The sequence below is a fragment of the Guyparkeria sp. TX1 genome (assembly GCF_046523965.1).
In the GTDB taxonomy this organism is placed as follows: domain Bacteria; phylum Pseudomonadota; class Gammaproteobacteria; order Halothiobacillales; family Halothiobacillaceae; genus Guyparkeria.
Genome location: NZ_CP144142.1, coordinates 1,875,704 through 1,895,431 on the forward strand (window position 1 = coordinate 1,875,704; position 19,728 = coordinate 1,895,431).

General features: G+C 62.3%; 15 protein-coding genes. 4 read left to right on the plus strand and 11 right to left on the minus strand.

Features of this window, described 5'->3' with window-relative positions:
- Positions 1 to 4 precede the first annotated feature (4 nt).
- From VWP12_RS08660 to VWP12_RS08670, 3 genes are all read left to right on the plus strand, one after another.
- On the plus strand, positions 5 to 1,183 hold the full coding sequence (locus tag VWP12_RS08660) for a ribonucleotide-diphosphate reductase subunit beta (protein ID WP_410473793.1): 1,179 nt from the start codon (positions 5 to 7) through the stop codon (positions 1,181 to 1,183).
- Between the two features lie 76 nt (positions 1,184 to 1,259).
- The gene (locus VWP12_RS08665; RefSeq protein WP_410473794.1) at positions 1,260 to 2,534 is read left to right on the plus strand and encodes a PIN-like domain-containing protein; all 1,275 of its coding nucleotides are present in this window, start codon (positions 1,260 to 1,262) and stop codon (positions 2,532 to 2,534) included.
- Between the two features lie 1,132 nt (positions 2,535 to 3,666).
- Positions 3,667 to 3,813 (plus strand): lmo0937 family membrane protein, encoded by a 147-nt coding sequence (locus tag VWP12_RS08670; RefSeq protein ID WP_125199495.1) that lies wholly within the window; start codon positions 3,667 to 3,669, stop codon positions 3,811 to 3,813.
- Positions 3,814 to 4,158: 345 nt separating this feature from the next.
- On the opposite strand, the gene ccoN is transcribed toward VWP12_RS08670, so the two are convergent.
- Positions 4,159 to 5,628: a cytochrome-c oxidase, cbb3-type subunit I gene (ccoN, locus tag VWP12_RS08675; RefSeq protein ID WP_410473795.1), complete on the minus strand. Its 1,470-nt coding sequence runs from the start codon at positions 5,626 to 5,628 to the stop codon at positions 4,159 to 4,161.
- 359 nt (positions 5,629 to 5,987) lie between these two features.
- Here ccoN and VWP12_RS08680 point away from each other — a divergent pair, with 359 nt between their 5' ends.
- The gene (locus tag VWP12_RS08680; RefSeq protein WP_410473796.1) at positions 5,988 to 7,712 is read left to right on the plus strand and encodes a BCCT family transporter; all 1,725 of its coding nucleotides are present in this window, start codon (positions 5,988 to 5,990) and stop codon (positions 7,710 to 7,712) included.
- 93 nt (positions 7,713 to 7,805) lie between these two features.
- Here the strand turns inward: VWP12_RS08680 and VWP12_RS08685 are convergent, their stop codons facing one another.
- The 10 genes from VWP12_RS08685 to VWP12_RS08730 form a co-directional block, all read right to left on the minus strand.
- Positions 7,806 to 10,529 (minus strand): PAS domain S-box protein, encoded by a 2,724-nt coding sequence (locus VWP12_RS08685; protein WP_410473797.1) that lies wholly within the window; start codon positions 10,527 to 10,529, stop codon positions 7,806 to 7,808.
- Positions 10,519 to 11,481 carry an ABC transporter substrate-binding protein gene (locus tag VWP12_RS08690; RefSeq protein WP_410473798.1) on the minus strand — a complete coding sequence of 321 codons (963 nt, stop codon included), beginning with the start codon at positions 11,479 to 11,481 and terminating at the stop codon, positions 10,519 to 10,521. Before VWP12_RS08690 ends, VWP12_RS08685 begins: the two co-directional genes overlap by 11 nt.
- 284 nt (positions 11,482 to 11,765) lie before the next feature.
- Complete coding sequence (locus VWP12_RS08695) at positions 11,766 to 12,416, minus strand: rhodanese-like domain-containing protein (protein ID WP_410473799.1); 651 nt, start codon at positions 12,414 to 12,416, stop codon at positions 11,766 to 11,768.
- Positions 12,417 to 12,483: 67 nt separating this feature from the next.
- On the minus strand, positions 12,484 to 13,842 hold the full coding sequence (locus VWP12_RS08700) for a UDP-glucose dehydrogenase family protein (protein WP_410473800.1): 1,359 nt from the start codon (positions 13,840 to 13,842) through the stop codon (positions 12,484 to 12,486).
- Positions 13,839 to 14,402, minus strand: a complete 564-nt coding sequence (yjgA, locus tag VWP12_RS08705) for a ribosome biogenesis factor YjgA (protein ID WP_410473801.1) — start codon at positions 14,400 to 14,402, stop codon at positions 13,839 to 13,841. The genes VWP12_RS08700 and yjgA overlap by 4 nt, the downstream gene beginning before the upstream one ends.
- A gap of 162 nt (positions 14,403 to 14,564) precedes the next feature.
- Positions 14,565 to 15,053 carry a TspO/MBR family protein gene (locus tag VWP12_RS08710; protein WP_410473802.1) on the minus strand — a complete coding sequence of 163 codons (489 nt, stop codon included), beginning with the start codon at positions 15,051 to 15,053 and terminating at the stop codon, positions 14,565 to 14,567.
- 85 nt (positions 15,054 to 15,138) lie between these two features.
- On the minus strand, positions 15,139 to 16,278 hold the full coding sequence (gene truD / locus VWP12_RS08715) for a tRNA pseudouridine(13) synthase TruD (protein WP_410473803.1): 1,140 nt from the start codon (positions 16,276 to 16,278) through the stop codon (positions 15,139 to 15,141).
- The gene (pyrC, locus tag VWP12_RS08720; RefSeq protein WP_410473804.1) at positions 16,271 to 17,314 is read right to left on the minus strand and encodes a dihydroorotase; all 1,044 of its coding nucleotides are present in this window, start codon (positions 17,312 to 17,314) and stop codon (positions 16,271 to 16,273) included. The genes truD and pyrC overlap by 8 nt, the downstream gene beginning before the upstream one ends.
- A 60-nt stretch (positions 17,315 to 17,374) precedes the next feature.
- On the minus strand, positions 17,375 to 17,878 hold the full coding sequence (locus VWP12_RS08725) for a DsrE family protein (protein ID WP_410473805.1): 504 nt from the start codon (positions 17,876 to 17,878) through the stop codon (positions 17,375 to 17,377).
- A gap of 179 nt (positions 17,879 to 18,057) precedes the next feature.
- Positions 18,058 to 19,623, minus strand: a complete 1,566-nt coding sequence (locus tag VWP12_RS08730; protein ID WP_410473806.1) for an ArnT family glycosyltransferase — start codon at positions 19,621 to 19,623, stop codon at positions 18,058 to 18,060.
- Between the last annotated feature and the right edge of the window lie 105 nt (positions 19,624 to 19,728).

Consider the following 19,728-nt stretch of genomic DNA (forward strand, 5'->3'; position numbering starts at 1 on the left):
AGACATGCTCGATTGGAATGATCCGCTCAAGAAAGGTGACGACGAACAGGCCCAGAACCAGGCCAGCGTGATGCCGGCTTCCTACGACGACGGCCAGGAGCACCACTTCGACCCATCGGCCGCCGAAGGCGCCGACCAGACCGGTCTGGGTGGCATCGAGGCCAACGCCGGGCGCGTCGACGTCTCCGAAAAGCGCATCATCAATGCCACCGCCGACGTCAACCAGCTGCTGCCGCTCAAGTACCAGTGGGCCTGGGAAAAGTACCTCGCCGGCTGCAACAACCACTGGATGCCCACCGAGGTCTCCATGCAGGCGGATCTGGCCCTGTGGAAGTCCAAGGACGGCCTGACCCAGGACGAGCGCAACATGGTCATGCGCAACCTCGGCTTCTTCGCCACCGCCGAGAGCCTGGTCGCCAACAACATCGTGCTGGCCGTTTACGAGCAGGTCACCAACCCCGAGTGCCGCCAGTACCTGCTGCGCCAGGCCTTCGAGGAAGCGGTGCACACCCACACCTTCCAGTACATCGTCGACAGCCTGGGCCTGGCCGAGGGCGAGCTGTTCAACATGTACCGCGAAGTGCCGTCGATCACCGCCAAGGACTCCTGGGCCCTGAAGTACACCCAGAACCTCTCCGACGGCACCTTCAACACCTCCACGCAGGACGGCGCCCAGAACTTCCTGCGTGACCTGGTCGCCTTCTACGTGGTCTTCGAAGGCATGTGGTTCTACACCGGTTTCGCGCAGATCCTGTCACTGGGCCGTCGCAACAAGATGACCGGCATCGCCGAGCAGTACCAGTACATCATGCGCGACGAGTCGATCCACCTGAACTTCGGCATCGACCTGATCAACCAGATCAAGATCGAGAACCCGGAGCTGTGGGGCGAAGCCTTCCAGCACGAAGTCCACGAGATGCTGCGCGAGGCCTGCGAACTCGAAATCGACTACGCCCGCGACACCATCCCCAACGGCCTGCTCGGCCTGAACGCGGAGATGTGCGAGGAGTACATGCACTTCATCACCAACCGCCGCTGCAGCCAGATCGGCCTGGCCGAGCTCTACCCGGGCGCGACCAACCCATTCCCGTGGATGAGTGAGGTGGTCGATCTCAAGAAGGAGAAGAACTTCTTCGAGACTCGGGTTACCGATTATCAGACTGGGGGCGCCCTCACCTGGTAAGCCCAGAACGAACAAACCCGCCGAAAGGCGGGTTTTTTATTGCCCTTAGATACACGCAATTCTAGCGGAGCCATCAATGAGAGATGCTTTTAAAGGCTTCTATACCCATAAAGAAAACACTATTGAACAAAAATGGAAGAATGAAAACACATTATTTGTTTTTGACGCGAACGTACTTCTGAACCTATATGGATACGCCAAACAAACCCAAAATGACTTTTTCAAACTACTAAACAAGCTCGATGAAAAAATTTGGATTCCGTACCATGTGGCGCTGGAATACCAAACCCAAAGACTCCCAGTAATAAAAAGAGAGAAGGCAATATTTCGAAAAGTAAATGATTTTTTAAGGAAAATTGAAGCGCCATTCGAAAAGGACCTACCGGAGCTCGCCCTTCAGACTCGTCTCCCAGAGCTTCATAAGAATACTGAGACACTACAAAAGGAAATAAAGACAGCAATAAATAAATACGAAAAATCCGTCGCACGCTGGGATGAAAAACAACCCTGCGTTAGGTCTCATGATGAGATCAGAGATCAGCTTGACGATCTATTTGAAAGCAAAATTGGGCCAAAACCAAAAAACCAAGACTGGCTCGACGAATTGTATTCAGAAGGGAAACACCGCTACGAAAGCAAGACCCCGCCGGGGTTTGAAGATCAAAACAAAGACAAATCCGAAAGCCCGCACTTCACATATGATGGGCTTTTTTATGAAAAAAAATATGGCGACCTGATCGTATGGAAACAAATTATTGACAAGGCACAATCGTCCCACATAAAGAATTTGATATTCGTATCAGACGATTCTAAGGAGGACTGGTGGTACATTTTGAACTCACGAGGAAAGAAAACAATCGGCCCGCATGCCGACCTACAAAGTGAAATATACCGAGAAACAGAAATAGACGTGTTTCACATGTACAACACGTCGGAGTTCCTAGAAAAAGGAAAAGAGATTCTAGAAATATCCGTACATGAAAGCTCCATTCAAGACGCTAGCAGTCACTTCCAGCAGGCCATAAATTACACAATTCATGCGCGAGAATTGAACAAAAGCGCCCAGAAACTAAGAGATGCACTTAATAAAGCCGAAGATCCTTGGGACAGACTTTTTAAGCAAAATCAGGCCTTCGAGGTCTTTGAAGCCGCCCGGAATTTTGATCAAATATACGGCAAAAATAACCATTGGAAAAAAATTATTGATTTTTATAAACAAAACCCAGATGCAGCAAACAACCAAACTAACCAGAGAATCCTCGAACTGCTTAGAAAATCAATTAATGACAATAAACCAGAGGATGACTCAAGCAACGAAAACGAAGATGACGATCTTGAGTGGATGAACTGAAATAGAAAGACATGACAGGGAAACAGGTCAGAAGCATTTAAGTCGCCTTTGTGACTTCGCACGCTTTCAACGCGAGTGCTGAATACCAAACTGCACTGGCAGGCGTGCGAGGCACTTTCTCTTGCTTGCCCAAGAGAAAGTGCCCAAAGAGAACGGCACCCCTCGCCTTGGCCCTGCGGGCTTCCCTCCCGTCCGGGGTACCGCGGACGGGTCGGTTCGACGCGACGTCCTGTCGCGGCGAACCTCGGCGCAACGTCCTTGTTGCGCCGACCCTGCGGGACCCCGGCCGCTCGGCAAGGGCGAAGGGGAGATCCCAGCCTGAGGAATCGCTCCCAATCCATTGTGGGTTGGGCTTTAGCCCAACAATCAGTGGAGATGCGCGGATGCCTAAGTCGCCCTATCGGGCGACGTTGGACTGAAGTCCAACCTACATGGGGTTCTATGGGAGCGGCTCTTGGCCGACTAAGCCGCTATGAGGCTGTCCCGCGTTCAAGCCGGCAACACGGTTAACCCACACCAAGGGATGCGCGGCTGACACCCCCGGGGCCCCTGCGCCTTGCCTCGTCGCCGACGGGTTGCAGGGTCTGGGCGGCATGGACGCCGCCCAGAGGTTCTGCGCGACAGGAAGTCGCGTCGAACCGACCCGTCCGCAACCCGGCGGCGGCGAGGGGAGCCCGAAGGGCCAAGGCGCCGGGGTGTCCTTGTCTTTGGGTACTTTCTATTGGACAAGCAATAGAAAGTACCTCGGGCGTGGGCAACGCGGTTCAGTCGAAACCGCCAAACAAAACAAACGCCCGAAACCATTCCACCTCCTTCACAACACACCCGGCTCCGCCCCCTCAATCAAAGTCGACCTCTCGGCCGACGTTGGGCTAAAGCCCAACCTACCGCGCTTTTCAGTCCGGGACACGCGCCGTTGGCGCGTTTCGCTTGCACGGCAAGCTCCCACAGGATCGCGGGGGAGCCATTGCCGCCAATGCACCACCCTGGTCTCTGAGCGACATGCCCCACCCCCTAAACCCTTGAGTCCCCGCAAATAAACGAGCAACTCCCCACAGCCGACCTACACTTTCGGTGGCGGTAGATCGCTCGGTCTGCTTTTGGCAAGTTCCTGAGATAAAGGAGAAACACCATGCTCGAGACCATTGCCATCATTCTGGTTGTCCTCTGGCTGTTGGGGTTCGTCACCTCCTACACCATGGGCGGGTTCATCCACATCCTGCTGGTCATTGCGGTCATCGTGATCGTGATTCGTCTGATTCAAGGACGACGCTTATGACGATGCCGAGGTAGTTCCTTTCAGGGGCGACCGGGCTGCGTGAACTGCCTGCGCCCCTTGCATTCCGTCGCCCTCTCCTGCGCGCCCCACGGCCAGCGGGCTAAAGGTTTTACGTGGCCATATTGGCCAACCGACGAGCCATCTCACCGCCACATCATTCGAACCTGGCGCCCCGGACACCGGCGCCTTGCCTTGTGTCGCTGGATTTAGGGAAATCTCCACGAGGTTCGCGCGGCATGACGTGGCGTCGACCCGCCCCGTCCACTACCCAGTCACACACCAAAGAAAATGCCCACCGACCGGTGGGCATCGTCCATCGTGGTTCCAGCGGAAACCGTCGCTCGATCAGGCCGTCGCGACCTCGACGCCCCGCTCCGTTTCGGGCAGGCGCTCGTCGGCGCGAATCGTCCGATAGAAGTTGTACGCCATCAGCACGAAGCCCACGAGGAAGATCGCCCCGCCCAGCGCACGCACCACGTACGGGATATGCAGGAAGGCGACGGTCTCGACGAAGGTGTAGGCCAGGTTGCCGTACTGGTCGAAGGCGCGAAGCATCAGCCCCTGCCCCACACCGGCGACCCAGAGCGCAACGATGTAGAGCACGATCCCGATGGTGGCCAACCAGAAGTGGGTGAACACCAGACGCGTCGAGTAGAGCGGCTTGCCCCAGAGCCTGGGCACGAGGTGATAGAACGAGCCGATGGTGATCATCGCCACCCAGCCGAGCGCGCCGGAGTGCACGTGGCCGATGGTCCAATCGGTGTAGTGCGACAGCGCGTTGACCGATTTCAGCGACAGCATCGGTCCCTCGAAGGTGGACATGCCGTAGAAGGCCAGCGCGGTGACCAGGAACAGGATGATCGGGTCAGTGCGCAACTTCTCCCACGCCCCGGAGAGCGTCATGATGCCGTTGATCATCCCGCCCCAGGACGGCAGCAGCAGGAGGATCGAGAAGGCGGCGGCGAGCGTGGAGACCCAGTCGGGCAGCGCCGTCCAGTGCAGGTGGTGCGCGCCGACCCACATGTACAGGAACGACAACGCCCAGAAGTGCACGATCGACAGGCGATACGAATACACGGGACGGCCAGCCTGCTTGGGCACGAAGTAGTACATCATGCCGAGAAAGCCGACCGTCAGGATGAAGCCCACCACGTTGTGCCCGTACCACCACTGCGTCATCGCGTCCTGCGTGCCGCCGAACACCGAGTAAGAGCCCCAGAGCGAGTACGGCACCTGCAGGTTGTTAAACAGGTGCAGGATCGCCGTGGCGAGGATGAAGGCGAGGTAGAACCAGTTGGCGACGTAGATATGCGGTTGGCTACGGCGCAGGATGGTGCCCAGGTAGATCACGAAGTACGCGCTCCAGGCGATCAGGATCAACAAGTCGACCACCAGCGGAAACTCGGCGTATTCCCGGGACTGGCTGTACCCGGCGACCATGCTGGCCACGCCCACGATCAGGATGAACTGCCATAGCCAGAACAACGCATGGTGTAATGACGGGCTGCCCCACAGCCGGGCCTGGCAGGTGCGCTGGACCACGTAGAACGAGGTGGCGATCAGCGCGTTGCCACCAAAACCGAAGATCACCAGGTTGGTGTGCACCGGGCGCAGTCGACCGAAGGTGATCTCGGCAATCCCTCCGTTGAGCCACGGCCAGGCCAACTCACTGGCGATGTACACCCCCGCCAGCATGCCGATCACGCCCCAGACGATCGAGGCGACGGTAAACCACTTGATCAGGTCGTATTCGTAGGTCTGTCGACCGGCGGTAATGGCCCCGCCTGATGAATCGGCATTCGTGACAGTCGCCATGGTGGAACCTCCCTTCAATCAACAAGTTCAAATAGATAGCAGTGCCATATAGGTATGTCAAATGCATATTTCCAGATCCGCGGGGAAAATGAATCGGGTTGATGTGGAGCACTTCCCATGCTGCCGGCGGCTTCCGCAGACGCTGCTCGAAACTCGCGCCTCTCGATTGCCAGCCGCGATTCGGCTTTCTCGGCAAGGTCCCACAACAATGGTGCGGTGATCGTGTGAAATCACCTTGGATATCGCGTCTTAAGGCGCTCGGGCACTCGGTTTCCCACGGGGCCTTCGGATCGACCAGCCCAAATCCGCTATGGTGGGATCAATCTCGAAGAACCCATGACCCGTCACAGACAGACTCCATGAACAAACTTCAGCTTCTCTACGGTCGCCTGCTGGGCGATGTCGGCACCGTCTTCTATCTCTCGGTGGTGATCATCGCCGGCTTCGTCACGGTCGCCGCGCTCTTTCCGGACGACGTCGAGCGGATCGCCAACCAGGTGCTGGATTACACCGCCAACAAGATGGGCTGGATGTACCTGCTGGCGACCAGCGGGTTCGTGATCTTCATCCTGTTCCTGGGGCTGTCGAAGTACGGCAATATCCGGCTGGGGCCAGACGACGAGCCGCCGGAATTCAGCTACGGAAGTTGGCTTGCCATGATCTTCTCCGGCGGCATGGGCGTGGGCCTGGTCTTCTGGGGCGTGGCCGAACCGATGATGCACTTCAACGAGCCGCCGCTCGGTATCGCCGAACCGCGGACGGCCGAAGCAGCGCAGACGGGCATGCGCTACGCCTTCTTCCACTGGGGGTTGCACCAGTGGGCGAACTTCGCGCTAGTGGGGCTAGCGATCGCCTACATCCGCTTTCGCCACAACGCGCGGGGTCTGATCAGCGAGACCTTCCGCCCCATCCTGGGCAATCGGGTCGACAGCGGCTGGGGCGTGGCCATCGATACGCTCGCCGTGGTCTCGACCATCTTCGGGGTCGCCACCACGCTGGGCCTGGGGGCCCTGCAGATCAACAGCGGCATCGCGCGCTTCGAGGGGGTCGAGTACGGCACCACCACGCAGATGATGATCATCGCCGGGCTGGGCGTGCTGTTCACGCTATCGGCGATGACGCCACTCAAGCACGGCATCCGCTATCTCTCGAATCTGAACATGATCCTGGCGATCGGGCTGTTCACCTACGTGATCGTGCTCGGGCCGACGGCGTTCATCTTCCAGGAGTTCACCCAGACGATGGGCGAATACCTGGGCAATATCGTGCAGATGAGCCTGGTGACCACGCCCTACTCCAGCGAGCACTGGGTCGAGCAGTGGACGATGTTCTACTGGGCGTGGGGGCTGTCGTGGGCACCGTTTGTGGGCTCGTTTATCGCGCGGATCTCGCGCGGGCGGACCATCCGCGAGTTCGTGCTGGGCGTGATGGTCGTGCCGGTGGGCCTGAGCATGCTGTGGTTCGCCGCCTTCGGTGGCAGCGCGATCTACATGGAGCTCTACGAGGCGGCCGGCATCGCCGATGCGGTGGCCCGCGAGGTGCCCGCCGGGCTCTACACCACGCTAGAACAACTGCCCTGGGGCACCTACGCGGGGTTGCTGGCAATCACGCTGGTGAGCGTGTTCGTGATCACCTCGGCGGATTCGGCCACCTTCGTGCTGGGCATGTTCACCTCCAAGGGGGTGCTCAACCCGACGCGTTTCGTGCGCGTGCTCTGGGGCATGCTGCAGCTATCGATGGCGGTGGTACTGCTCCTGAGCGGCGGGCTCGAGGGCCTGCGCACGGTCTCGATCGTCGCCGCTTTCCCCTTCATGCTGCTGATGGTGCTGATGGCCTTCGCCCTTCACCGCGACCTGACCCAGGAGTTCTGGCAACGCGAGGAGAAGGAGCGACTCATTCGCCAACGGATCGAGAACCTGCTGCTACGCGAATCCGAACGCGAGGCCGAACGCGAGGCCGCCGAGGAGGTCCACCCCTCCGCGCCCGACACGGTGCTCGGACCGGAGGAGCCGCCCCGCACCGGGCTCGGCGAGCATACCGAGGCACCCGAGTCGGACCCGCCTGCACCGCGCAAGTCGGATTGATCTCACACAGCCCCGCTTGCTGGCAACGAGAGAGCGGCCCGCTATTGGCAAAGCCGGGACGCTTTCGTGGCAATCAGGCGCCCGACCAACGGGTCAGGTTGGTGGCTGGTAGCGACAGGCCCGGTTGCGCCCGCCCGCCTTGGCTTCGTACATGGCCGAATCCGCCTGCTTGAGCAGCGTCTCGTCGTCGGCCTCGTTGGCCTGCGGATAGAAGGTGTAGCCGATGCTCGCGGTGACCTGCAGCGTTGCCCCGTCGATGTGGCGTTCGCGAGCCGCGGCCTCGACCAGGCGTTCAATGATCGGCTCGGCATCCGATGCCTGTTCCAGGCCACCAAGAATGATCACGAATTCGTCCCCACTGATCCGCGCCAGGGTATCGGTCTCACGCAGTTGCGTTCCGAGATCTCTCGCCACATCGATCAGGAGCTTGTCACCCATGTCATGACCGTGCACGTCGTTGACCGCCTTGAAGCCATCCAGGTCGAGGAAGGCCAGCGCCAACATGCCGTGACCACGACGTGCCGTCGCCATCGACTGGCGCAACCGGTCGGCCATCAGCACCCGGTTGGGCAGGCCGGTCAGCGCGTCGTGGTTGGCGCGGTGCTCGAGCTCGCTCTGGTATTTCTTGATGTCGGTGATGTCGGAGGCCAGCGCAATGTAGTTGCGTGGCCGCCCCTCGGCATCGTGGACCAGGCTGATGGTCAGGCGCTCGGCGAACAGCTCGCCGTTCTTGTGCCGGTTCCAGAGCTCGCCGCTCCAGTAGCCGGCCGAGCGCAGCCGCTTTCGCATGTGGCGATAGAACTCGCCGTCATGTTTGCCCGACTGCAGGAATTTCGGCGTGTGCCCGATGACCTCGTCGCGCCGCCAGCCGGTCATCTCGGTGAAGGCGGCATTTACGTCGATGATCCGTGCGTCGAGATCCGTAATCAGGATCGCCTCGCGGGCATGCACGAACACCGAGGCGGCGAGCTGGAGATCCTGCTCCATCTGCTTGCGGGCGGTGATGTCCTGGTGCGTGCCCCACATGCGCAGGGGTTTGCCGTCGGCGTCCCATTCCAGGATGCGGCCACGATCAAGCACCCAGATCCAGTGCCCCTCGCGGTGCCGCATGCGCACCTCGACCTCGTAATAGTCCTTCTCTCGATGGAAACAAGCCTGCAGCGCGCTTGCCGAGTGTGCCAGGTCATCGGGATGCGCGAAGCGCTCCCATGTGCCGATGGTGGTGGGTTCGAGCTCGGACAACTCGTAACCGACCATCTCCGCCCAACGTTCGTTGAAGACGGTTGCGCCGGTCTGGATGTTCCATTCCCAGGTGCCGACGTTGGTCCCCTCGATCACGTTGCGCAACCGTTCACGTTCACGATCCAATGACTTCTCGGCCCGTTCGCGCTCGGTGATGTCATGCACGATCACGAACATCCGTCCACCGTTCGGATGGTCGTTCATCGGCGTGACGTGTACCTCGACACGGCGCTCTTCGCCCGAACGCAGGCGGTGGGTGTGCAGGTGACAATGACCGCCGACCACCCCGCTTCGACAAACCGCGTCGAACTGCTGGCAGCGGTGCGCCCAAAGCCGGTCTACCGGGTGACCGATCAACTCCTCGCGTGGCCAGCCATAGAAACCCGCCGCGGCCTCGTTGGCATCCAGAATTTCGCCGTTGTCGAAGTCGACCAACAACAGCACCGAGGCGTTGTCCTCGAAAAATCGCCGGAAACGTTCCTCGCTGCGACGCAGAGCAACTTGCCGGAAAACCAGCGCGACCGACAGCAGCGCCACCATCAGCAACGCCGTGGCCAGCAACACCAGTTCATTGCGATGCTGCGCCCAGATATCGCTCCACGTGATCTCATCCATGCCGTCGAAGGGCGGCAAACGCAACTCCCGTGTGACCCGTTCGACCGGCAGGTAGTCGGCCGGTGGCCCGAAGCCGGCGATACCGGCCGTCTGCGCGGCCGGATCATCGACATCGAGACTGAACAGCGCCGCGGCGATCTGCCGCTCCAAAGCGAGCCCGACATGCGGCATGGTCACCAATGGCCATTCGGGATACAGGCGGGTCGAGACGAGATAGGGATAGTCGCCCAGGTGCTGACGGTTGATCACCTTGAGCGCACGCGGCTCGATATGACCGCGATCGATCAGGTCCTGCAACACGCCAGTGCGAATGAAGCCGACCTCGGCCTCCCGATCGAGAACGGCGCGTACCACGGCGTCATGGTTGCCGAGGAAACGAAACGAGGCGGTATCCCTCAGGTCGAAACCCGCCTCGAGTGCCTCGAACAGTGGAGCCTGGTAGCCACCGAGAAACCGCTCGCCCGGCGCGGCGATCACACGACCGGAAAGGTCGGCGAGCTCATTGATCGCCTCGGCATCGCGTCGGGCGATGATCACCCCACCCAGGCTGCGGGTGCTGCTGCCGCGGTGCTGGGTCACCAGCGTGCCGAGCACACCGGACAGCGCATTCTCGCTGCGGACCAGCTCGTAGTGCGTCGGCGTGGTGAGCAGGAGATCGATTTCGTTGCGCTGGATCGCCCGGTCGAGATCATCCAGATCGAGCACGCGCATTTCGAAGTCGACCGAGTCGACCGAGGCATCCAGGTAGTCGACCAACGGGCCAAACCGCAACTCCATCAAGGGAACGGGCCGCACGGCGAATATGCCTAGCACCAGGCGATCGTTGGGCGCGGCCAGCGTGAGAAGCGGCGTGCTGGTCAAGAGGATCAGCGCCGCCCAGCGCAGGAGACGGCCGAACGGACGGCCACGCCCGATGGATCGACCCCGCTTCCGGCGGTTGTCGGGGCGCTCAGCCGGCACGGGCATGACTCCGGGGCAGGAAGGCATCGCTGTACCAGCCATTGCCCAGCCCGTTGCCTGCCCCAAGCCGCCGCTCGAGTTCGGCTGCCGCGACGGTCAGTCGCGAGCCGGGACTGAGATACCGCTGGTTGGCCCGCCGATCCGGCAGGAGCACACCGCCCAGCGCGCGGCGCGCATCCGCCGGGGTCACGGATTCCACGTCGGCAATCCGGTATAGCGCGTCCTGGCGGTTGAAGCGCAGGTGCTCGAGGGCACGGAAATGCGCATCGACCAGGCCCAACAAGGTGTGTTCGACATGCTCGATGCAATCGCGGCGCACGGCGAGCACATCGAAAATGGTGTCGGGAAAGTCACGGCTGTCGGCCATCAGCACCGCGCCGGCACGCCGCAGCTGGGACACCGTGGGTTCGTAGCTGACCACGGCATCCACTTCGCCCGCCTCCCAGGCGGCGAGATGACGGTCGGCCGGTACGTCGACCACGGTCACCTGCTCTCGGGTCAATTCGGCCTTCTCGAGCACCCGGTCAAGCAGCATCGCCCCAACAGCCGAACCCTCCGCCCCGATTCGTTTGCCCTCGAGTTGCTCCAATCGCTTGATCGACTCGTGCACCACCAAGGCATCCGCTCCGGCCGAGACGTTGAACACCATCACCACGACCAGGTCCATGCCTTGCAGGCGCGCGCGAATCACCTCGTCGAGCGTCAGCGCGGCGGCATCGGCCTCGTGTTTCTGCAGGGCGGCAAGCGATTCGGAGGCAGACTGGCGACGAGTCAACCGGGCCGCGTCCGGCAGCCAGTTGAACCGCTCGGCCAGATAGAGGGTCTCGTAGCCGATCCACGGGTGGTAGGAGACGCGCAGCGGATCGTCCTGCCGACACCCGCCAAGAAACGGGAGCATTCCCGAGACGCCAAGGGCAAGCGGGGCCAGGGTGAGAAAACGACGACGATCCATGCGAGGCAGGGTCCTTTCTGGCCGGCAACGGGCCATAACGGCAGGAGGGTATACGCCAAAACCGATTCACTATATCAACCGGGCGGGCCGCGGCAACCCGTAGCGCACTAAGCATTTGACCGGCTCATCATTTTTCTTTCGAAAGCCATCCACCAACAAGGGCTTTATCGACCAACGCCAGTCAAGCGGTTGTGCCTCGCAGCCATGCCGCCCCAAGACAACCTGCCAACACAAAAAACCCACGTCAAAAGACGTGGGTTGGTCGTCTGGAACTGGGAGGTGAATTACGGCTCGACCGTGGTCAGCCCGAGCGTGTGCCATACCTGCATGCCGCCCCGGTACCAATAGATCTTGTCGGCCGGGTAGCCCATGCTCACCAGCGCCTTGATGTTGGTCGGCGACTGGCCGCACCAGGGGCCATTGCAGAACAGCACCAGCTTCTTGGCCTGGCGAAAATCGAACAGGCCGTCCTCCTTCTTCACGCCGAATTCGTCGAGCAGCAGTGTCTCGGCCACAAACGGATCGTACGTGGAGGCCCCTGGGTAGAGCTTGGTCCAGGAAATGTTGACTGCACTGGGGATGGTGCCCTTCTCGAACCAGTCCGGCGTACGCGAATCGATCAACAAAAACTCGTCTTCGCCCTTGGCGCGGGCGTCGAGCATTTCCAGCAGTTCGATCTCGCCGATGGTGTGTACGCCGGGCAGCAACTGCATGGGCTGGACACAGAACGGCGGGCATTCCCGGCTGGTCTGTTGGTAGTCCTCGGCGATGCGGTTGTCGGGATCCTGGTTCCGCTTGATCTCGACCTTTTCGCCTTCGTGCGTCACGGTGACGGATTCGAGGTCAGAGGTGACCTTGACCTTCATTTCCTCGGCGCCCACCACGCCGGCGGCGGCGAGCAGTGTCGCCCCGATCAACCAGGTTGGTTGTTTCATGGTCTACCTCCCATTCGTTTGAAACTCCAGGGAGTCTAGGCCGCGTTCCCCTACCCTGCAGGCGGATTCATGCGGATTGCGGGATGCGGCGCACCGTCTCGCCGCGACCGATGCCGTAGTAGTGCCAGCCCGCCGCCTTCAGGCGCTCGGGGTCGTAGAGATTGCGGCCATCGACGATCAACGGTTCGGCGAGCGACTCGCGCATCAGCTCGAAGTCCGGCGCGCGGAAGGCCTTCCACTCGGTGCAGATCACCAGGGCATCCGCGCCCTTGAGGGCGGCATCGCGCGTGCCCACCAGGGAGAGATCGTCACGGTGGCCGTAGATGCGCTGGGTTTCCTCCATGGCCTCGGGATCGAAGGCCTGCACCCGCGCGCCGGCCGCCCACAGGGCCTCCATGAGGGTACGTGACGGCGCCTCGCGCATGTCGTCGGTATTGGGCTTGAAGGCCAGCCCCCACAGGGCGAAGGTCTTGCCGGCCAACGCCTCGACGCTGCCGTAGTGCGCCACCAGCATCTCGAACGGCCGGTGCTTCTGGCGACGATTGACCGCCTCGACGGCATCGAGCAGCAGCGGCTGGTGGTCAACCGAACGGGCGATGCGCGAGAGCGCTTGCACGTCCTTGGGGAAACACGAGCCGCCGTAGCCACAGCCGGGATAGATAAAGTGATAGCCGATGCGCGGGTCCGAGCCGATGCCGAGACGCACGTTCTCGATATCCGCCCCGAGACGCTCGGCGAGGTTCGCAAGCTCGTTCATGAAGCTGATCTTGGTCGCCAGCATGGCATTGGCTGCGTACTTGGTCAGCTCGGCCGAGCGCAGGTCCATTACGATCACGCGGTCGTGGTTGCGGTTGAACGGCGCGTAGAGCTCGCGCATCACCGCCTCGCTGTGCGGATCGCTCGTGCCGACGATGATCCGATCGGGCTTCATGAAGTCGTTGACCGCCGCCCCTTCCTTGAGGAATTCGGGGTTGGAGACCACGTCGAAGCCAAACTCTACGCCACGCCGGGTAAGCGTCTCGCTGACCACCTCGCGCACCTGGTCGCCGGTACCCACCGGGACGGTGGACTTGTCGATGATGATCTTGGGCGCATCCATGTGCTGGGCGATGGTGGCAGCCACGGCGCGCACGTATTGCAGGTCGGCCGAACCGTCCTCGTCCGGTGGCGTACCGACGGCAATGAACTGCAGTTCACCGAATGCCACCCCTTGCGCGGCGTCGGTGGTGAAGTGCAGCCGTCCCTGCTCGTGGTTCTCGCGCACGATCGGCTCGAGGCCCGGCTCGTAGATCGGGATCACGCCGTCGTTCAGGCGCGCGATCTTGTCGGGGTCAACGTCGACACAGGTGACCTCGTGGCCCACCTCGGCAAGGCAGGCGCCCGTGACCAGGCCGACGTAGCCGGTACCGAAAATCGTCACCTTCATGCGTCATTCGTTCCTTCTTCGTTGATCTCGCCGGCGGCCTCGATCACCTCGCGCACCTCGAGGAACAGTGCCCGGCTGGCCTTGCCGTACTCCTCGCGTTCGGATTCGGCCCGGGCGCCGCGTTGCAGTTGGCGCAGGTGTTGTACGTCCACGGCCGGGTAGCTATCCACGAACCGCGTGATGGCTTTCAAGTCCTCGATCAGCGCATCGCGCCAGGCCTCAGCCTGCATCTGGCGACGCTGGTTTTCCGGCGAGTTCGGATCGAGCCGGTTGAGGGCCACCTCGATCGCCTCGACGTCCTCTTCGCGCATCAGGCGACCGATGTACTGGCGCTGGCGCTTGGCGGCACCGCGCGAACGCGTCGCCTTGAGCTTCTCGATCCCATCGCGCAACCGGTCCGTGATCGGCAGGCGATCGAGGGCATCGGCATCCAGTTCGGCCAGGCTGACGCCCAGCGCCTGGGCAGCGTGCGCCTCGCGCTTGAACTGGGACTTGCTCGGGCCGAAGTCTTCCTCGTCGTCGGCCTCCGACGAATCGGGCGGCAGGTTGTGCTCGGACATGATCGCTCCCGGCGTGGGCCCACGGTCGCCGAAGTGCATGGCGCATCGAAGCGCAAGCGCGGCCAACCGTGACCCTCTGTGACGTTAAAGCCGCGATTCTACCCAATTCCAGGCACTAGGCGGCGCCGATTGGCCAACCACCACTGCAAGAGAAACTGGCAGTCAGCCGTTACGCGGTGATGACTCGAACGGATTGAGCTTCCAGATCCGCGCATTGAGCATGGCGGCGAAGGCCACCCAGAACCAGTACGGAATCAGGAGCGCGGCGGCAAGGGTGCTGACCTGGGCAAACAGCACGACGGTGAGGCTGAGCACCATCCACAGCAGCAGGATGTCCACCAACCCGGCCACGATGCGCCGACGACCGAAGAACAGCCACGACCAGGCGGCGTTGAACAGCAGTTGCAGCACATAGAGAATCAGGCCGGCGGTGCGGGCGGAGGACTCATCGGCCATGAACACTCGCCAGGCGGCCACCGCCATCAACAGATAAAGCACCGCCCACGCGATTGGAAAGACCTTGTCCGGTGGTGTCCAGGAGGGCTTGGCCAGGGCGCGGTACCAGCCATCGGGACGAAACATGCCGCCGGTCAGGGCCGTCAGTGCAACCAGAACGATTGATCCCATCAGGACCGCGATGGATTCGAGCATCGGAGCTTCCCCTTCACACGTCGGAATGGGGTGAGCCTAGTCGGCCTGGCGACGAGATGCCGGCACGACCCGTCGGGCTGACGCGTCAGCTCGCCGCCTTGGGCGCAAACAGTTCGGCCACCAGTTCGGTGGCGTAACTGCCGGGTGGCAGAGAAAAGGCCAGTTCGACCCGGTCGCCCTCGATCCGATAGTCGAGATCGGTGATCCGAACCGTCAGGGGGCGGCGGTCGGCGACCACACGCCAGTCGGCAAGCCAGCGACGCCAGGTCTCCTCACCAAAGCGCGCCAGCATCTCGTCGGCCAGGGCCGTCTCGTGCTCGGCGACCGATCCGCCCGCCTGCGACGGCCCCTCACCCCAGAGCGGACCGGTGGGGGTGACATCTCCCTGTTCGAGACGCGCCTGCAGGGCATCAAGCTCGTCGAGCTCGGCAAGGAAACGACTGCGCGATCCGGCCAGTTGCAGCAGGTCACCGGGCACGACGCGGCCGACCGTACCGGCCGCGATGCGCTCGGCAAGCACGTGATCGAAGATCGACGATCGCAGGGTGGATAGCAGCCAGTTGCGGGCCTGGCGCTTGGGGCGCCCCGTGCGGATACCCTGCCCCCACTCGACCAACCCGCGCAGGTTGCCGAACTGGCGACCGTAACGCTGTTCACCGAAGTAATTGGCCATGCCCCGCGAGGCCAGAGCCGGCGCACGTTGGGCAAGATAGGCCGCCAGGTCGGTGTCGGTGTTCGCGTTGAGCGACTCGACGAGGCCAAGCTGCAGGCAAAAACGGTTGCCTCGATGGGTGCCGCGGCGCAGTTTGCGGTCGTGGCGATCGATCTCAAGCAGGCCGATACCCTCGCTCTGGCAGGCACGTTCAAAGGCCTGTGGGTCGAACGACTCGTGCGGGATGCTCAGCCACTGGGTGGTGATCGCCTGACGGTCCTTGAGACCGGAAAAACCGATGTCGCGGGCGCGCGTACCGGTCACCTTCGCCATCCAATCGACCAGCGCGCCGGTGGTCATATCGCGCTTTTCCAGTCGCAGCAGCCAGTGATTGCCGGCGCCACTGGGCGCAAAACCCAGGTCTTCGTCGACCCGGAACGATTCGGGCGTCTGCTTGATCGACGCCTGCCACAATGGCGCGCCCGACAGGCGCGGGCGGGCCGATCCCGGCGCGCCCGACCAGTCGAGAGGGGGATCAACGGGTGGGTTGCGGGTTATCTCGGACTCACTCATCGACAAGCGAGGCCGTCCACTCGATCGTCTCGCCACTCAAGAACGGCACCACCACGTCCCCGCCGCAGTCGAGCGGGTCCGGTACGGCCTGGGGCTTTCGCTGCAGGCGCAGCCGGCGCTCGTTGGCCGGCAAGCCGTAGAAGCGCGGCCCATTCAGGCTGGTGAACGCCTCAAGCCGATCGAGCGCACCCAGCTGGTCGAATACCTGGGCGTAGAGCTCGGTGGCCACCGGCGCGGTGAATGCGCCGGCACAGCCACAGGCGGATTCCTTGGCACCCTTGGGATGCGGTGCGCTGTCGGTGCCCATGAAGAACTTGCCCGACGGGTCGACCGCCGCTTCCAGCAGCGCCTCGCGATGCTTTTCACGCTTGAGGATCGGCAGGCAGTAGTAGTGCGGGCGAATCCCGCCGGCCAGCATCGCGTTGCGATTGAACATCAGGTGGTGTGCGGTGATGGTCGCGCCGAGGCGTTCGCCCTGAGAGCGCACGAAGGCGACCGCCTGGGCGGTGGTGATGTGCTCCATCACCACACGCAGGTTCGGGTAGCGCTCGAGCATCGGCGAGAGCACCCGTTCGATGAACACCGCCTCGCGATCGAAGATGTCCACCGCCGGGTCGACCACCTCGCCGTGCACGCACAGGGTCAGACCGGTGCGCTCGAGCGCCGCCAGCACCGGCTCGCTCGCCAGCGGATCGGTCACCCCGTTTTCGGAATTGGTGGTCGCCCCGGCCGGGTAGAGTTTCACGGCGTGGATATGCGGATCGGCCGCGGCCTGCTCGATCTCGGCGGCCGTGGTGCGGTCGGTGAGATAGAGCGTCATCAAGGGCTCGAAACCGCTGTCCGGACCTACGGCGGCCAGGATGCGGTCGCGGTAGGCCCGGGCCTCGGCCACGCTGGTCACGGGCGGCACCAGGTTGGGCATGATGATCGCGCGGCCGCACTGGCGGGCCGAAAAACCGGCGACCGCCTCGAGCATTGCACCGTCGCGCAGGTGCAGGTGCCAGTCGTCAGGCTGGCGAATGATCAGTTCATCCACGGACAATCCTTAATGGGATCAATGGGTTTCAATGGCCTTTCCGAGTGGATTGAGAAATCCTTACCAGGAAATGTAGGCGTAGCCATCTTCCTGGTATTCCATCAGCGCCGCGGCACCGACCTGCTCAACCCGGGCGAAATCCCGGATGTCGTCCTCGCTGTAGCCGACGGTATCCATGGTGTTGCCGCAGGCGATCCACTCGACGTCGTAGTTCGTGGCGAACCCCTCGACGCGGGCATAGATCTCCTCGTCGACTTCGCGCATGGGCTCCTTGGCGAGGATGTGAATGCCCTTGGCGAAGCAGGCGACGGCGATCTTCACGTTACCACCGTACTTGCCGATCATCGCATTCATCGAGTTGAGCACGTGGGTCTGATACTCCACGTCGCCGTGATTGAGCTGGTAGATGACCTTGTGCGCCGGCTCGTCACCCGGGAAGAACAACTCCTCGTCGCCAGGGCCCTCCTGGCCGTCCTGCGCGTGTGCGCGGCCCAAGCCGAACGCGGCGCCGGCGCCGGCCATGGCGGTCATGAAACGACGTCGATTCTTGAGAAAATCCTGCATACATCCACCTCTCTAACCAACAAGCCCCGTCGAGTGACGCCTGGCCTGCCATCGTGGGTCTGAACGATCCGTCGATTACGCTTCCATGGCCATCCATGACAAGCCATGGCGACCTGCGTTCATGGTAGCTCATTAACGATTGCAGGGCGGGGGCCCTGCGTCCAGGTAATCACTCGATGTCAATCACTGGAGCCAACCCGCATCAGCACGTAGCCGCCCTTCGCGTAGAGCACCTCGCCCGGCATGCGCTCGGCACGCTCGCTGCGGGTGAGCAGGAGATCCCCCTCCCGCACCGCGCGCCGCTCGACCACCTTTTGCGCATAAACGCCGAAGCTCGGCATGTTCATGTCCCGCATCACCAGCGGACCGGGCAGGTCGCGCGCCATCAGGCCCGCATCGCGCACTGGCCCCTGCTGCATCTGGCCCACGGCATTGAGCACCAGTGCATTGACCACCAGCGAGCACGACAACGCCACCGGGATCATCACCTTGGGCAACGACCACTTTCGCGCCAACCCGGCAGCAATGACCAAAACCAAGGTGCCACCGCCGATCAGGTACCACGACGCCCCGAAGAACTGACCGCGCTCGGCCAGCATGTCCTGCACGTAAGACGGCTTGATCTGGTCGAAATTGATTTCGACCAGCCAGGGCAACAGCAGGACGAACAGCAGGAACAGCGCCGGTGGCACCAGGTGCAACCAGCGATGGCGAATGTGCGGCAGGTGGGAGGCCATCACCAACATCAGGCCCACCAGGCCGTAATTGAGGTAATGCGGCAACTTGGTGCCGGAGAACGAGAACAGCAGCAGCGTCAGGCCGAACCAGATCCAGCCGAACCGCCGCAGCGCCAGCGGCAACGAAGCCGGCTTGCCGTACGCTGCCCGCCAGTCACTGGGCAGGTAACGCAATGCGGTCAGCACCGCACCGGTGAACGGCAACAGGGCAACCAGGGTGACCAAGGGGTAGTACCACAGGCCACCGGAATGGCCCTCCATCGGCTCGTCGAACCGGCTGACGTTGTTCTTGAGGAAGAATTCGTCGATGAAGTACTGGCCGTGTTCGATCCAGACGGCGATGTACCACGGCAGCGCCACGGCGAGAAAGATGAGAATGCCCTGCCAGTCGAGCACCGCCCGCCACCAGTCTCGACCCCGCGCCGTAACCAGGTAGAACGCGAAACTGGCCAGCGCCGGAATCACCACCGCCACCGGCCCCTTGGTGAGAAAACCCAGCCCCATCGCCAGGTAGGCCCAGCGCACCCAGCGCCGTTCGCCGCTCACCCAGTGATTGAAGGTGGCGAACACCGCGGCGGTTAGGAACAGGAGCAGGACGGCATCGGAGATCGCCGCCTTGCCGACCACCGTGGTCATCAGCGAGGTGGCCGCGATCAACCCGGCGAAGAAGGCCGGACGCGCGCCGAGATAGCGATCCGCAAAGGCATAGATCAGGCCCACCCACGCCGCCGAGGCCAGCACCGACGGCAAGCGAAAGGCCCATTCGGTGAAGCCGAACAGCCCAACGGAGGCAGCCTGCAACCAGTAGATCAGCACCGGCTTGGCGAAACGCGGCTCCTCGTTGAGGTACGGCGTCAGGAAGTCGCCGCGTTCGAACATCGCCCAGGTCGCGCCGGTGAACGCGCCCTCGTCGAGATCGAACAACGGCAGGCTGGCGATGCCCCAGACGTAGCCGATCGCCACGGCCACGGCGAGGACGATCAGGTGAAAACGGCGGGAGTCGAGCATGAGCAACTATCTCGTGACGGGCGATTTGCCCCGGCAAGACCGGGGAGCGCGGGTGGGCGAGTATATCAACCGCACCCAACCCTCGGGCCACATCCCCGCGTCGCC

Excerpts from the sequence above, each read along its gene's own strand:
- VWP12_RS08660 (WP_410473793.1), top strand. The coding sequence starts at position 5 with ATGCTCGATTGGAATGATCCGCTCAAGAAAGGTGACGACGAACAGGCC.
- VWP12_RS08680 (WP_410473796.1), top strand. The coding sequence starts at position 5,988 with ATGAACAAACTTCAGCTTCTCTACGGTCGCCTGCTGGGCGATGTCGGC.
- VWP12_RS08690 (WP_410473798.1), bottom strand. The coding sequence starts at position 11,481 with ATGGATCGTCGTCGTTTTCTCACCCTGGCCCCGCTTGCCCTTGGCGTC.
- VWP12_RS08730 (WP_410473806.1), bottom strand. The coding sequence starts at position 19,623 with ATGCTCGACTCCCGCCGTTTTCACCTGATCGTCCTCGCCGTGGCCGTG.
- VWP12_RS08700 (WP_410473800.1), bottom strand. The coding sequence starts at position 13,842 with ATGAAGGTGACGATTTTCGGTACCGGCTACGTCGGCCTGGTCACGGGC.
- truD (WP_410473803.1), bottom strand. The coding sequence starts at position 16,278 with ATGAGTGAGTCCGAGATAACCCGCAACCCACCCGTTGATCCCCCTCTC.
- VWP12_RS08725 (WP_410473805.1), bottom strand. The coding sequence starts at position 17,878 with ATGCAGGATTTTCTCAAGAATCGACGTCGTTTCATGACCGCCATGGCC.
- ccoN (WP_410473795.1), bottom strand. The coding sequence starts at position 5,628 with ATGGCGACTGTCACGAATGCCGATTCATCAGGCGGGGCCATTACCGCC.
- yjgA (WP_410473801.1), bottom strand. The coding sequence starts at position 14,402 with ATGTCCGAGCACAACCTGCCGCCCGATTCGTCGGAGGCCGACGACGAG.
- VWP12_RS08710 (WP_410473802.1), bottom strand. The coding sequence starts at position 15,053 with ATGCTCGAATCCATCGCGGTCCTGATGGGATCAATCGTTCTGGTTGCA.
- VWP12_RS08695 (WP_410473799.1), bottom strand. The coding sequence starts at position 12,416 with ATGAAACAACCAACCTGGTTGATCGGGGCGACACTGCTCGCCGCCGCC.
- VWP12_RS08665 (WP_410473794.1), top strand. The coding sequence starts at position 1,260 with ATGAGAGATGCTTTTAAAGGCTTCTATACCCATAAAGAAAACACTATT.
- VWP12_RS08670 (WP_125199495.1), top strand. The coding sequence starts at position 3,667 with ATGCTCGAGACCATTGCCATCATTCTGGTTGTCCTCTGGCTGTTGGGG.